Raw genomic sequence first — 14,445 nt, 5'->3', positions numbered from 1 at the left:
CGCCGCCATGCCGCATAGGCTCCCGCTCGCCTCCCTCTTTCGTACAGGGTAGGCGGCCCGGGACCTGGCTTCCACACGCAGTCACCGACACCGGTCGGCCTCTCCCGGAGGAGAGATCCCCGTCCTCACGCGGACGGGCAGAGTGCCTGCGGAGAGGACACGCGCCATGACGACGACACCGCTGAAGAACGACCGGCCGATCCGCGTGATGACGGTCGACGACCACCCGATGCTGCGCGAGGGCCTGGCCGGGGCGATCGGGCTGCAGCCGGACATGCGCCTGGTGGCCGAGGCACAGGACGGCGCCGAAGCGTTGGAAGCCTTCCGCCGACACCTGCCGGACGTGACGCTGATGGACGTCCGGATGCGGACGATGGACGGCCTCGCCGCGCTGAAGGCGATCCGCGACGAGTTCCCCGCGGCGCGCGTCGTGATGCTCAGCAGCTTCGGTGCGCCCACGCAGCTGCTCGAGGCCGCGCAGGCCGGCGCGGCGGGGTATCTGCTGAAGGAGACGCTGCGCAAGGATCTGCTGGACACGATCCGCGCGGTGCATGCCGGCGGGAGACGCTTTCCGTCGGCGCTGGCCATTCAGCTCGCCGAGCATGTGGCCGATCAGCACCTGACCGGCCGCGAGACGACGGTGCTGAAGCTGGTGGCCGAAGGCCGCTCGAACAAGCGGATCGGCGGCCAGCTGGACATCGCCGAGGGCACGGTGAAGGCGCACATGAAGAGCATCCTCGGCAAGCTCGCCGCGAACGACCGCACGCATGCGGTCACGATCGCGGTGAGGCGCGGGATCATCGATCTCTGATCCCTCACGCGGCTCGGCCTCATGGATGGCCGTGGCGGGCCATGACCTTCTACGCGCCGGTCCGCGCAGAAGAAGATGTCCAGGATGAAACCCCTCACCTCGACATCGCCATCGACATCGACATCGACATCGACATCCACCTCGACGGGCGTGCCTGAGATCGGCGCGCTCGATCCCTCGGTCGCCGCCCGGGCATGGGCGCACGGCTGGTCGATTTCCCGCAGCACGCCAGCGCCGGTCGAACGCACCGGCTACTTCCAGATCCATGTCGGCAAGCCGGATCAGCTCACGCGCTACGTCTTTCCTCGCTTCGATCCCGACGTCCTTCGACAGCTCGTCGCCACCGAGGGAGGGCCCGGCATCTGGCTGAAGGTCTGCGCGCCGTCTCAGGACGTGTCGCCCCTGCTCTCCGACGACTGGACCGTTCACGCCCCTGAGTTCCTGATGAGCGTCCCCCTCGCGGCGGGCACGGCGCCGGTCATCGCGGGCTACCGCGTTCAGACCGACCGAGCGGGAGCCCTGGTGCTGACGAAGATCGTTGCCGATTCAGGAGAGCTGGCCGCGAGCGGCCAGGCGGCCATCGACGGCGGCTTCGCGACCTTCGATCAGATCGTCACGTCGGAGGCTCACCGAAGGAAGGGGCTGGGTCGGCTCGTCATGGCCGCGTTGTCCAACGCGGCGCTCGATCTCGGCGCCAGGCACGGCGTGCTCGTCGCCACCGAAGCAGGCGCCGCGCTCTACCAGGCGCTCGGCTGGGCCATGGTCTCGCCGGTCACGGCCGCGTCGATCACGGTCGCGTCGAGTTCCGCCGCCGCTCCCGCAGCATGAACAGGTAGAGCCCTTCGACCTTCTCGCGCGCCCACGGCGTCTTGCGCAGGAACTTCAGGCTGGATTTGACGCTCGGCTCGAAGGCGAAGCAGCGCAGCGGGATGCGCTCGTCGAGGCCATCCCAGCCGTACTCGGCGGCGAGCTCGGTCACGATGGTTTCCAGCGTCAGGCCGTGCAACGGGTTGCGCGGTTGCTCTTGCGGCGGCGGGGCGGACTCGGTCATGAATGGATTGTCGCCGGTCGCGCCGGGCCATGGCCGCGCCGCGGCGGTCGACGCGAAGCGCGCCCCGGCACGCTTCGGCGCTCCGGCCCGCGTGGTACCTTCATCGCCATGAGCACGAATTTTCCCGACGAAGAACGCCCCATCATTCAAGAGCCGCGCACGTGGCAGGACGAGCGCTGGACCGCGCAAGTGATCAAGAACGAGGACGACGAAGGCTGGGCTGTCGCCATGACCCTGATCGGCGAGTCCGAGCCTGCGCTGGTCGGCCCCTGGACCATGGGCCGCGACAAGAAGAACCCGAAGCCGCTCGATGCGGCCGCCTTCCACACGCTGGTGAAGACGGCGTCGGAGGTGCTGCGCCGTCACGAGCAGCAGCTGCACGCCCGGCTGCACAAGAGCGTCAAGCTGGACACGGACAACGGCCGCATCCAGGTGCTGCTCGACATCGTTCCCGACGAAGACAACCCGTACGCGACGCTGACCGCGCTGAACGACGACGGCGAGCAGCTCGCGCAGGTGCGCGTGGCCGCCGGTTTCAAGTTCACCGAGGCGACCGCCGCGGCCTGGGTGGAGAACGACTTTTTGAAGCCCTGAGGGCAAGACCCGGCCCCGAAGGCGGGCGTGAGGCTGCTGGCCCTCACCCCTGCCCTCTCCCGCAAGCGGGAGAGGGAGTGAGAAGGGCGCCGGCGTGGCTCGCTCTCCCGCTTGTGGAAGAGCGAAATTCAGACCGACAGCCGCAGGGTCCTCGCCGCCGCGACCATGTTGGTCAGCGCCGGGATCACCTCCGCCCACTGACGGGTCTTGAGCCCGCAGTCCGGATTCACCCAGAGGCGCTCGGCGGGGATGCGCTCCGCCGCCTTGCGCATCAGCTGCACGATGTGCTCCTGCGTCGGGATGTTGGGCGAGTGGATGTCGTAGACGCCCGGGCCGATCTCGTTCGGGTACTTGAAGTCGTCGAACGCATCGAGCAGCTCCATGTCCGAGCGCGAGGTCTCGATCGTGATCACGTCCGCGTCCATGTCGGCGATGGACGCGATGATGTCGTTGAACTCCGAGTAGCACATGTGCGTGTGGATCTGCGTCTCGTCCGCCACGCCGTTGGCGGTGATGCGGAAGGACTCGACGGCCCAGGCCAGGTATTCGTTCCACTGCGACTTGCGCAGCGGCAGGCCTTCGCGCAGCGCGGCCTCGTCGATCTGGATCACGCGCACGCCGGCGCGCTCCAGGTCCAGCACCTCCTGCCGGATCGCCAGCGCGAGCTGCTTGCACGACACCGAGCGCGGCTGGTCGTCTCGGACGAAGGACCAGTTCAGGATGGTCACCGGACCGGTCAGCATGCCCTTCATCGGCTTGTCGGTCAGCGATTGCGCGTAGCGGGTCCACTCGACCGTCATCGCCTTCGGCCGGCTGATGTCGCCGAACAGCACCGGCGGCTTCACGCAGCGCGAGCCGTAGCTCTGCACCCAGCCGAACTGCGTGAACACATAGCCCTCGAGCTGCTCGCCGAAGTACTCGACCATGTCGTTGCGCTCGGCCTCGCCGTGCACGAACACGTCCAGCCCCAACGCTTCCTGCTCGTTGACACTGCGCTCGATCTCGGCGCGCATCGCCGCCTGGTAGCCGGCCTCGTCGAGGCGGCCGGCCTTGTACTCGCTGCGCGCGTGGCGGATCTCGCCGGTCTGCGGGAACGAGCCGATGGTCGTCGTCGGGAAGGCCGGCAGCTTCAATAGCGCGGCCTGCTTCGCGGCACGTTGCGCGTAGGCGGTCTGGCGTTGACCGAGCCTGGCATCGATCGCGGCGACCGCGGCCTTCACGGCGGGGTTGTTGACGCGCGGCGAGCGGCGGCGCGCTTCGACGGCATTGCGGTTGGCGTCGAGCTCGGCATGCACCGAAGCGCGGCCGCCCTTGAGCGCGCGGCCGAGCAGGTCCAGCTCCGCCAGCTTCTGCAGCGCGAAGGCGAGCCAGGACTTCACTTCGGCATCGAGCTTCTGCTCGCTCGCGAGGTCCACCGGCACGTGCAACAGCGAGCACGACGGCGCGATCCACAGGCGCTCGCCGAGCGTCGCGGCGACCGGCTCCAGCCAGTCGAGCACGGCATGGAGATCGCTCTTCCAGATGTTGCGGCCGTTGATCACGCCCAGCGACACCACGCGATCCGCGGGCAGCGCCGCCGTCAGCGCGGAGACTTCGTCGCGCGCATTGATGGCGTCCAGGTGGACGCCCTGCACCGGCAGTCCGGCGGTCAGCGCCAGGTTGTCCTTGAGCTGGCCGAAGTAGGTGGCCAGCAGCAGCTTCACACCTGACCCCGCCAGCGCCGTGTAGGCCGTCTTGAACGCCTGCGCCCAACCGGCTTCGAGGTCGGTGGCGAGGATCGGCTCGTCGATCTGCACCCACGCCACGTCTTGCGCGGCGAGCGTCTTCAGCAGCTCCGCGTAGACCGGCAACAGCTTGGGCAGCAGCGCGAGGCGGTCGGAGTCGTCCTTCGCCTTGCCCAGCGCCAGGTAGGTCATCGGACCGACGATCACCGGCTTGGCCTTCACGCCTTTCACCCTCGCCTCGAACAGCTGCGCCAGCAGGCGCGAGGCGTCGAGCTTGAAGGTCGTGGACGCATCGAACTCCGGCACGATGAAGTGGTAGTTGGTGTCGAACCACTTGGTCATCTCGCCGGCGGCGACACCGCCGCAGCAGTGCGCGTGCGCCTCGGCGCTGTCGGCGGAGCGGCCGCGGGCGACGCGGAAGTAGTTGTCCAGCGTGTCGCCGTGGAAGTCGCGCACGCGCTGCGGCAGGTTGCCGAGCGTGAAGCTCATGTCCAGCACCTGGTCGTAGAACGAGAAGTCGCCGACAGGCACCAGGTCCAGCGCCTGCTGGTCGGCCCAGTGCTTCGCACGCAGCTGGGCACCCAGGGCGAGGAGTTCATCGCGCGTGGACTGGCCCTTCCAGTAGGCCTCCTGGCCGAACTTCAGTTCGCGCCTGGCGCCGATACGAGGAAAGCCGAGGTTGTGGATCGTGGTCATGGCGAGGCTCCCTCCCGGGAGAACAACTGCTGAAAGGTCCCGAAGCGTAGGGACCGTTCTCCATGACGTAAAACGATATTAATTCAAGAAGACGTGAATGGGATTCATTGGCCTGCGGAGCCCGCCAGGCTCGGTCCTCTTTCCCCCTCTCCCGCTTGCGGGAGAGGGTGGGGGTGAGGGCTGAGGGCCGTCGAAGTACTCAGGTGTACTTCTTCTCCAACGCATCCCACTCCGGCTTGCCCACCAGGCGCTGGCGCTCGGCGAAGGGCACGACCAGGTTGGGATCCTCATCGATGCGGCGCTGCGTCTTGAGCACGCCCAGCGCCTTCTGCATCCCGGCCACCGCGCCCTGCAGCGCGGCATTGGCGTACAGCACGACGCCGTAACCCATCTGCTGCAGCTCGCTCGCATCGGTGATCGGGGTCTTGCCGCCGATGACCATGTTCATCAGCTGCGGCGTCGACAGGCGCTGCGGCAGCGCGCGGATCTCCTCCGCCTTGGTGACCGCCTCGACGAAGAGGATGTCGGCGCCCGCCTCGGCGAAGCGCTGCGCGCGCTCGATCGCGGCCTCGAAGCCCTGCGTGGCGCAGGCGTCGGTGCGGGCCATGATCAGGAAGTTCGGGTCACGACGCGCATCCACCGCCGCCTTGATCTTGCTCACCGCTTCCTCGGTCGAGATGACCTCCTTGCCGGTGAAGTGGCCGCAGCGCTTGGGCGCCACCTGATCCTCGAGCTGGATGCAGTCCGCGCCGGCGCGTTCGAGCACGCGCACGGTGTGGCGCACGTTCAGCGCGTTGCCGAAGCCGGTGTCGGCGTCGACGATCAGCGGCAGGTTCACCGCGTCGCGGATGCGCGCGGTGTGGTCGGCGATCTCCGACAGGCCCATGAAGCCCTGGTCCGGCAGGCCGAACCACATGTTGGTCACGCCGGCGCCGGTCACGTAGATCGCCTCGAAGCCGAGGTCCTCGATCACCTTGGCCGACAGCGCGTTGAAGGCGCCCGGCACCAGCACGCCACGGCGTTCGTTCACCAGCGCGCGCAGCGTCTTGCGGGTCGATGTCATGTCAGTTCTCTTTGATTGTCTGGATTCGTTGAATGCCGATGGCGACGTCGATGCCGACGATTACAGCGCCTCGGCTGGCACGCGCACGGTGCCTTCCATCAGGATGCGGGCGCTGCGGCTCATCACCGCCTGCGTCACGCGCCATGGGCCGCCCGGGCCGCCTTCCTGGACCGCTTCCGCGCCGACGCGCAGCGTGCCCGACGGATGGCCGAAGCGCACCGCCGGCAGCGCCTTGCCGCCCGCGGCCTCGCACACCAGCGTGCCGGGGATCGCGGCCGCGGTGCCGATGGCCACCGCCGCCGTGCCCATCATCGCGTGGTGCAGCTTGCCCATGGACATCGCGCGCACCAGCACGTCGATGCTGCCGGCCTCGACAGTCTTGCCGCTCGACGAGCGGTAGGTCGACGGCGGCGCGACGAAGGCCAGCTTCGGCGTGTGCTGACGAGTCTTCGCCTCGTCCAGCGTCTTGATCAGGCCCATGTGCAGCGCGGCGTGCGCGCGGATCGCCTCCAGGCGCTTCAACGCCGCGGCGTCGCCGTTGATCGCGTCCTGCAGCTCGGTGCCCGAGTAGCCCAGATCCTTCGCATCGACGAAGACCGCCGGGATGCCCGCGTTGATCAGCGTCGCGCGCAGCTGGCCGCCGGGGACGAGGTCCTCGGGCATCGTCAGCACGTCGACGACGTTCCCGGTCGGGAACAACGCGCCGCCGGCATCGTCGCCATCGGCGTCGTCATTGCCCGGATCGAGGAAGGCCAGTTCGACCTCCGCGGCCGGGAAGGTCACGCCGTCGAGCTCGAAGTCGCCGCTCTCCTGCACCTGCCCGTCGCGCATCGGCACCTTGGCGATGATGGTCTTGCCGATGTTGGCCTGCCAGATGCGCACGGTGGCGATCCCGTCGCGCGGCAGCGTCGAGGCATCGATGAACCCCGCCTGGATCGCGAACGGACCGACCGCCGCGGACAGGTTGCCGCAGTTGCCGGACCAGTCGACCAGCGCGGTGTCGATCGCCACCTGGCCGAACAGGTAGTCGACATCGTGACCGGGCCGCGTGCTGCGCGAGATGATCACCGTCTTGCTGGTGCTCGACGTGGCGCCGCCCATGCCGTCGATCTGCTTGCCGTAGGGATCGGGGCTGCCGATGACGCGCATCAGCAGCCGGTCGCGCGCGGCGCCGGGCACGCGCGCGGCCTCGGGCAGGTCGTCGAGGCGGAAGAACACGCCCTTGCTGGTACCGCCCCGCAGGTAGGTCGCGGGGATCTTCACTTGAGGGAGAAAGCTCATTGCTGTGTCCGTCGTTGTTGCGGGCCTGAGCGGCGCTCAGGCCGCTTCGGCTGCCGCCAGGAAGTCCTGCGCGAAACGCTGGAGCACGCCGCCGGCCTGGTAGACCTCGACCTCCTCGGCGGTGTCGAGGCGGCAGCGCACCGGCACTTCGATGCGCTCGCCGTTGCGGCGATGGACGATGACCGTCAGCGTCGCGCGCGGCGAAAGCGCGCCCGACACGTCGTAGGTCTCCGAGCCGTCCAGGCCGAGCGTCAACCGCGTCGTTCCGGCGAGGAACTCCAGCGGCAGCACGCCCATGCCGATCAGGTTGGTGCGGTGGATGCGCTCGAAGCCCTCGGCCACGATCGCTTCCACACCGGCCAGGCGCACGCCCTTGGCCGCCCAGTCACGCGACGAGCCCTGCCCGTAGTCCGCGCCGGCGATGATGATCAGCGGCTGGCGGCGGTCCATGTAGGTCTCGATGGCTTCCCACATGCGCACGACCTGACCCTCCGGCTCGATCCGCGCGAGCGAGCCGGCGATCACGTTGCCATCGGCATCGCGGACCATCTCGTTCTTCAGCGTCGGATTGGCGAAGGTGGCGCGCTGCGCAGTCAGATGGTCGCCGCGGTGGGTGGCGTAGGAGTTGAAGTCCTCCTCCGGCAGGCCCATCTTGGCGAGGTACTCGCCGGCGGCCGAGTCCAGCATGATCGCGTTGGACGGCGACAGGTGGTCGGTGGTGATGTTGTCCGGCAGCACCGCCAGCGCGCGCATGCCGCGCAGCGTGCGTTCGCCGGCCAGCGCGCCTTCCCAGTAGGGCGGGCGGCGGATGTAGGTCGACTGCGCGCGCCAGTCATACAGCGGCTCGGTCTTGGTGGTCGACGCCGCGGTGATCGCGAACATCGGCTCGTAGACCTTGCGGAACTGCTCCGGCTTCACGCTGCTGCGGACCAGCGCGTCGATCTCGTCGTCCTCGGGCCAGAGGTCCTTCAGGCGGATCTCGCGGCCCTCGACGACGCCGAGCACGTCGCGTTCGATGTCGAAGCGGATCGTGCCCGCGATCGCGTAGGCGACCACCAGCGGCGGCGAGGCCAGGAAGGCCTGCTTGGCGCGCGGGTGGATGCGGCCGTCGAAGTTGCGGTTGCCCGAGAGCACGGCGGTGGCGTAGAGGTCGCGCTCGACGATCTCGCGATCGATGGCGGGATCCAGCGCGCCGGACATGCCGTTGCACGAGGTGCAGGCATAGGCGACGACGCCGAAGCCCAGCGCCTCCAGGTCGCCGAGCAGGCCGGCTTCCTCGAGGTACAGCGTGACCGCGCGCGAGCCGGGCGCGAGCGAGGTCTTCACCCACGGCTTGCGCGTCAGGCCCAGGCGACGCGCATTGCGCGCGAGCAGCGCCGCGGCGATGACGTTGCGCGGGTTGCTCGTGTTCGTGCAGCTGGTGATGGCCGCGATGATCACGGCGCCGTCGGGCATGCGGCCGGGTTCTTCCGTCCACGGGCCGGCGATGCCGCGCTCGGTCAGCGCGGAGGTCGGCAGACGGCGGTGCGGGTTCGATGGACCGGCCATGTTGCGCACGACGCTGGCCAGGTCGAACTTCAGCACCCGCGGGTAGACCACGCCGGACAGCGTGTTGCCCTCGCCCGACCACAGGCCGGCGGCCTTCGCGTAGGTCTCGACGAGCTGGACCTGCGACTCCTCACGCCCGGTCAGGCGCAGGTAGGTGAGCGTCTGCTCGTCGATCGCGAACAGCGCGGCGGTGGCGCCGTATTCGGGCGCCATGTTGGAGATCGTGGCGCGGTCGCCGAGCGTGAGGCTGGAGACGCCTTCGCCGTAGAACTCCAGGTAGGCGCCGACGACCTTCTCCTTGCGCAGGAACTCGGTCAGCGCGAGCACCAGGTCGGTCGCGGTGATGCCGGGCTGGCGATGGCCGCTGAGCTCGACGCCGACGATGTCAGGCAGCCGCATCCACGAGGCGCGGCCGAGCATCACGTTCTCCGCTTCCAGCCCGCCGACGCCGACGGCGATCACGCCGAGCGCGTCGACGTGGGGCGTGTGGCTGTCGGTGCCGACGCAGGTATCGGGATAGGCCACGCCGCGGTCGACGTGCACGACCGGCGACATCCGCTCCAGATTGATCTGATGCATGATCCCGTTCCCCGGCGGGATCACGTCGACGTTGCGGAACGCCGTGCGGCACCACTCGATGAAGTGGAAGCGATCCTCGTTGCGACGGTCCTCGATCGCGCGGTTCTTCTCGAACGCCTGCGGGTCATAGCCGCCGCACTCGACGGCCAGCGAGTGGTCGACGATCAGCTGCACCGGCACGACCGGGTTCACCTTGGCGGGATCGCCGCCCTGATCGGCGATCGCGTCGCGCAGGCCGGCCAGGTCCACGAGCGCGGTCTGGCCCAGGATGTCGTGGCAGACCACGCGCGCCGGGTACCAGGGGAAGTCGCGATCGGCCTTGCCGTCGGCGAGCTGCAGCAGGCTCTCGTCCAGCGTGGCGGGGTCGCAGCGGCGCACCAGGTTCTCGGCGTGGACGCGGGCGGTGTAGGACATGCGTTCCCACGCGCCGGGGCGCAGCGCCTCGACGGCGGCGCGCGCGTCGAACCAGTCGAGCGCGGTGCCGGCCAGCGGCTTGCGCCAGGTCTCGTTGAGCGGAATTGCGGAGGCGATGGTGGATGCGGGCGTCGTGGCTGGCATTTCTGAAACTTCTCTCATGCGGTCATCGCGGTCGACGGGGAGCTCCGGTCCTCAGGGGCGCTGGGCCAGCGGGACGAAGACCTGGTCTTCCGGGCCGGTGTAGACGGCGCTGGGGCGGATGATCTTGTTGTCCTGGCGTTGCTCGATCACGTGGGCGGACCAGCCGCTGGTGCGGGCGATGACGAACAGCGGGGTGAACATGGCGGTGGGCACGCCCATCATGTGATAGCTGACGGCGCTGAACCAGTCCAGGTTGGGGAACATCTTCTTGGCGTCCCACATGGTCTTCTCGAGGCGTTCGGCGATGTCGTACATCTTGGTCGAGCCGGCGTCCTTGGACAGCTGGTGGGCGACCTTCTTGATGACCTCGTTGCGGGGGTCGCTGACGGTGTAGACGGGGTGGCCGAAGCCGATGACGACTTCCTTGGCCTCGACGCGGCGGCGGATGTCGGCCTCGGCCTCGTCGGGGGTGTCGTAGCGCTTCTGGATCTCGAAGGCGACCTCGTTGGCGCCGCCGTGCTTCGGACCGCGCAGGGCGCCGATGGCGCCGGCGATGGCCGAGTGCATGTCGGAGCCGGTGCCCGCGATGACGCGGGCGGTGAAGGTGGAGGCGTTGAACTCGTGCTCCGCGTAGAGGATCAGCGAGGTGTGCATCGCGCGTTCCCAGCCCTTGGACGGCGGCATGCCGTGGAGCAGGTGCAGGAAGTGGGCGCCGATGGAGTCGTCGTCGGTTTCGACCTCGATGGAGCGGCCGTTGTGGCTGTAGTGGTACCAGTACAGCAGCATGGAGCCGAAGGAGGCCATCAGCTTGTCGGCGATGTCGCGGGCGCCGGGCAGGTTGTGGTCGTCCTTCTCGGGGAGCGAGCAGCCGAGGGCGGAGACGCCGGTGCGCATCACGTCCATCGGATGGGCGTTGGCCGGGAGGGTTTCGAGCGCGTCCATCACGGCGGCGGGCAGGCCGCGGAGCGACTTCAGCTTGGCCTTGTAGCCGCGCAGCTCGGCGGCATTGGGGAGCTTGCCGTGGACGAGCAGATGGGCGATCTCTTCGAACTCGCAGCGTTCGGCGAGTTCGAGGATGTCGTAGCCGCGGTAGTGCAGGTCGTTGCCGGTGCGGCCGACGGTGCACAGGGCGGTGGTGCCGGCGGCGACGCCGGACAGGGCGACGGACTTCTTGGGCTTGAAGGCGGGGGCGGCTGCCGCGTTCGCGGTCGTGGTGTCGCTCATGGGGATGTCTCCTGGAAGTGGAATCTGGGGGGAAGCTGGACGGGCAGGCTCAGGCCTGGCCCGATGGGATCGAGGGTAGCGGCTGCCCGGCGGGCGCGGTGCGAGGGGTGATTCGGCAGGGCTTGCCGCCGTCGACGGCGACCATCTCGAAGGTGGCGCGGAGGACGTCGGAAGGGGCCGCATTGTCGATGCGGGCGTGGACCTCGACGGTCATCGAGGTGCCGCCGACGCGGGAGACGCGGGAGTGGATGTGGAGGACCGAGCCTACCGGGACCGGGGCGAGGAACTGCACGTCCTTCACGGCCACCATGACGATGTCCTGGTGGCAGAAGCGCGCGGCGACCATGTGGGCGTTCTGGCCGAGCCAGGAGAGCGCCTCAGGACCGAAGAGGGTTCCGTAGTGGTTCGCGTGACGCGGCAGCACCAGCTCGCTGCGAAGCATCTCCGTCGAAGAAGCGCTCGACAGCGCAGTAGGCCAGTCCATTGCGGGTTGTGAAATTGGCAAGTTCACAATGTTCGCAGCGGATCGGCCAGGGGGCAACGATGAAGTTGCGATGGTTGCGAAGGGATGTGGGGCGGTTTGCGAAGGTTGTGAAGCCAATGTGTCATTTCGCGAAACTCGATCTCCAACGCGTCGCCACCAATGTTCGATTTCCTCAATGGTCCCACCCTCGCCATCCATACGTAGGGACAACCCGGTATAGAGGAGGCCGAAAGAGCCTCTCCTGTGACTTCTCCCGAAACCACAACTCGCTAATGCACCAACGAAGTGGCCATCGAAATCTTCTCTCCGGGCCGCGTAGCATAGGTCGCGCATTCGAGGGCCCTACGGGTCGTTAAGATTGTTCGAATGCGCATCCTGCACCTGTCCGATATCCACTTTCGCACCCCCGTCGCCGGCGTTCCCTTCATGGATCACCAGCGAACCTATCGGACCCTCCTGAAGGTGGATCTGGCGCATCTGCAATCAGCGGACAAGGTTCCCGTGGATGCGATCCTGGTGGGCGGCGACATCGCCTTTAAAGCTGATCCTGCCGAGTATGCGAAGGCTAAGGAGTGGTTAGAAGAAATCGCTGACGCCACAGGGTGTGAGCGCTCGAACATTCTCACCGTTCCCGGAAATCACGACGTGAATCGCGCCGTCTGCCGTGACGCGTTGGTTGCTGCCGCGCAGAACGCCATTGCCACAGCGCCCGACCGTCTCGCCAGAGATGAAGCGTTCTGGGCACAGATCAGCCACCCGATAACGTCTAAGGCGCTGTTCGAACCCCTTGATGCTTACAACGCCTTCGCTGCTCATTTCGGATGTGCCGTCTTCCAGGATGTCCCCTTCTGGGACCGCACCTTCTCCCTTGGCGGTGGTCTCTCGCTGAAGCTGTTCGGCTTGACCACAACGTACATCTCTGGCGGCGGCGGTCGGGACGACGCGCCTGGTCACCTGTACTTGGGGAGCCTGCAAACCGCGCTCGACTCCGCTCCGAATGTCATTAACGCCGTGATGGCCCATCACCCGCCCAAGTGGTGCATGGATGGGGAGTACTTCACCAAGCTCGTTGACACTCGGGCCAAGCTCTTGTTCTTCGGCCACGAGCACGACCAACGATGCCAGCGTCAGACAGAGGTTGTACGCTTCCTGGCCGGCGCGGTTAATCCCGATGAGCGCGAAGGCCCCTTCGATCCGGGCTACAACTTGGTCGACCTTGAAGTCATTGGCGAGGGAGTGAATCGGCAGTTGAAGATGAAGGCACAAATCCGGCATTACCAGAAGCCGCCCAGCGAGACTTTCGTGCCTATGTACACCCAGGACAAGGAGACCGTCTGGGACCACGCCTTCAAGTTGCCTGACGTCCCGCCGCCCCTGTTTGCATCGCGAAAGCCCCCGCATGCACCGCAGGCAGAAAACAAGGTGGCTGCAGCTGTCCACGAGGCACTCGAGCCCGCTGTGACGGCTCATGTGCCCGCGCTGGCTGTTGAGAATGCACCGGAGGTTGAAATGTCAGAGCCTTCGACCGCGAATTTGAATTACCGCTTCTGGGAACTTGGCGCAGATTCCATGCGCACGATTGCGCTAGACCTCGGGCTGATTTCGCAGGACGACCTGAAACTGTCGCCGCCCCGTCGCTACCACAAGGCAATGGTTGAGGCCGCCAAAATGGGCTTGGTCAAGGAGTTGGCCAGGCGGATCGAAGAGCAAGAGAAGCTCGACAAGAGCGTGTGACACGGAGGAGGAAAAAGTGCTGCAGGAAGAATTCGCCAAGTGGCTTTCCGACATGTCCTTTAATGGAGATCCGGCTTACATCACGACGCGTTGGGACGCGATTTCCGACCTCTTGAGCAATCCTCCGAAAAAGACGTATGAACTTCTTTGTCGCCTTGTCTTTGGCGTCAAGGTCGATCTCGCCTCGGCTGAGGTCGCGGAGTTGCGTTCGAGGTTGACAGGCAAGGGCGCACAACCCGCGGATTCCGAATTCATACGGCTCGCCGCCGCTGCCCTGGCTCTAGCGATGCACGAAGACGACAAAAACTCTTCTCTCGTAGCCACGATGGTCTCCACCACGTCGTGCGCAGGTCTGCGGCCAGTGGCTCAGACGATGGACATCATGGGCATCTGCGAGAACGTCACAAAGAAGAAGGCCGAGCTGCTTCGGCGGCGACCTTCCCTTGAAATCGCAAAGCTGCAGCCGAACGGGCTAGACAAGGATGAGGTATCTCAAGCTGCGGACCAAGCGGCGGAGAATGACTATCCCACAGCGTTCGCATCGCTCGCTACCGCAGCCAACAGGGTGATTGCTGCGCTCGGCCGCAGGCAGGTTGCCATGGAGACAGCATTCAGCCAGTACGTGCGAGCTCAGGACGAAGAACTGGACATCCTTTGGTGGCTGCAGGGAGGCTTCTGTGCGGATCTCGGCAAGGACTTCACGGCTATCGCAGCGGACGAACGACCGCTTGGAATCGCACGTGAATTGGCTCAGCTGACGACGGCTCTGCCCGGCCCGTCCGCTGTGCCTTCGTTGCTCGCGAGGACCGGGATCAAGAAGACGCCAAGACGTCCCCTGACAAGTTTCATTCAGGGCATGCCGCCAACATGGCGTAAGAGCGTGGTCGCCCAACTGAGTTCCAAGAACATCTCCTCGGTCACGACACCGATCCTCTTCGCCGTCCTCCGCTGCGATGAGGTCGATGGCGCCGAGAGCTGGACCGGCCCCTGGTCGACACTCACCTCCTTGGCCACGAGTGTTGAGCTCGATCCCTTGAACTTCGCAGAGGCCGCCTACCGAGAGTTCATCTTGGTCAAGCTCGGGCTCGGGCTGTGAAC

General features: G+C 66.9%; 12 protein-coding genes. 5 read left to right on the top strand and 7 right to left on the bottom strand.

Going from position 1 to position 14,445, the window contains the following annotated elements:
* Positions 1–166 precede the first annotated feature (166 nt).
* Positions 167–811: a response regulator gene (locus tag AC07PR_RS28425; protein WP_495137250.1), complete on the top strand. Its 645-nt coding sequence runs from the start codon at positions 167–169 to the stop codon at positions 809–811.
* A gap of 150 nt (positions 812–961) precedes the next feature.
* Positions 962–1,639 carry a GNAT family N-acetyltransferase gene (locus AC07PR_RS28420; RefSeq protein ID WP_495137249.1) on the top strand — a complete coding sequence of 226 codons (678 nt, stop codon included), beginning with the start codon at positions 962–964 and terminating at the stop codon, positions 1,637–1,639.
* Here AC07PR_RS28420 and AC07PR_RS28415 read toward each other — a convergent pair.
* Positions 1,599–1,862: a VF530 family protein gene (locus tag AC07PR_RS28415; RefSeq protein ID WP_377157863.1), complete on the bottom strand. Its 264-nt coding sequence runs from the start codon at positions 1,860–1,862 to the stop codon at positions 1,599–1,601. The genes AC07PR_RS28420 and AC07PR_RS28415 overlap by 41 nt on opposite strands.
* 108 nt (positions 1,863–1,970) lie before the next feature.
* Here AC07PR_RS28415 and AC07PR_RS28410 point away from each other — a divergent pair, with 108 nt between their 5' ends.
* A complete protein-coding gene (locus AC07PR_RS28410; protein ID WP_495137248.1) occupies positions 1,971–2,456 on the top strand; it encodes a hypothetical protein in 486 nt (161 codons plus the stop codon).
* 128 nt (positions 2,457–2,584) lie between these two features.
* On the opposite strand, the gene metE is transcribed toward AC07PR_RS28410, so the two are convergent.
* The 6 genes from metE to AC07PR_RS28380 form a co-directional block, all read right to left on the bottom strand.
* On the bottom strand, positions 2,585–4,876 hold the full coding sequence (metE, locus tag AC07PR_RS28405) for a 5-methyltetrahydropteroyltriglutamate--homocysteine S-methyltransferase (RefSeq protein WP_495137247.1): 2,292 nt from the start codon (positions 4,874–4,876) through the stop codon (positions 2,585–2,587).
* Between the two features lie 199 nt (positions 4,877–5,075).
* Positions 5,076–5,939 carry an isocitrate lyase/PEP mutase family protein gene (locus AC07PR_RS28400; RefSeq protein ID WP_495137246.1) on the bottom strand — a complete coding sequence of 288 codons (864 nt, stop codon included), beginning with the start codon at positions 5,937–5,939 and terminating at the stop codon, positions 5,076–5,078.
* A 60-nt stretch (positions 5,940–5,999) separates the two neighbouring features.
* A complete protein-coding gene (gene prpF / locus AC07PR_RS28395) occupies positions 6,000–7,220 on the bottom strand; it encodes a 2-methylaconitate cis-trans isomerase PrpF (RefSeq protein ID WP_483108762.1) in 1,221 nt (406 codons plus the stop codon).
* A 36-nt stretch (positions 7,221–7,256) separates the two neighbouring features.
* Positions 7,257–9,905 carry a Fe/S-dependent 2-methylisocitrate dehydratase AcnD gene (acnD, locus tag AC07PR_RS28390; protein WP_377157873.1) on the bottom strand — a complete coding sequence of 883 codons (2,649 nt, stop codon included), beginning with the start codon at positions 9,903–9,905 and terminating at the stop codon, positions 7,257–7,259.
* Positions 9,906–9,956: 51 nt separating this feature from the next.
* Positions 9,957–11,129 carry a bifunctional 2-methylcitrate synthase/citrate synthase gene (prpC, locus tag AC07PR_RS28385; RefSeq protein ID WP_483108760.1) on the bottom strand — a complete coding sequence of 391 codons (1,173 nt, stop codon included), beginning with the start codon at positions 11,127–11,129 and terminating at the stop codon, positions 9,957–9,959.
* A 49-nt stretch (positions 11,130–11,178) separates the two neighbouring features.
* On the bottom strand, positions 11,179–11,613 hold the full coding sequence (locus tag AC07PR_RS28380; protein ID WP_431101556.1) for an acyl-CoA thioesterase: 435 nt from the start codon (positions 11,611–11,613) through the stop codon (positions 11,179–11,181).
* Between the two features lie 366 nt (positions 11,614–11,979).
* Here AC07PR_RS28380 and AC07PR_RS28375 point away from each other — a divergent pair, with 366 nt between their 5' ends.
* The gene (locus tag AC07PR_RS28375; RefSeq protein ID WP_495137245.1) at positions 11,980–13,347 is read left to right on the top strand and encodes a metallophosphoesterase; all 1,368 of its coding nucleotides are present in this window, start codon (positions 11,980–11,982) and stop codon (positions 13,345–13,347) included.
* A 16-nt stretch (positions 13,348–13,363) separates the two neighbouring features.
* Positions 13,364–14,443 carry a GTPase-associated system all-helical protein GASH gene (locus tag AC07PR_RS28370; RefSeq protein ID WP_495137244.1) on the top strand — a complete coding sequence of 360 codons (1,080 nt, stop codon included), beginning with the start codon at positions 13,364–13,366 and terminating at the stop codon, positions 14,441–14,443.
* Positions 14,444–14,445: the final 2 nt, after the last annotated feature.

This window comes from Roseateles sp. GW821-FHT09H11, from assembly GCF_059415845.1.
The sequence above is the reverse complement of the archived record's forward strand: the minus strand, read 5'-3'. Positions and strand labels throughout refer to the sequence as shown.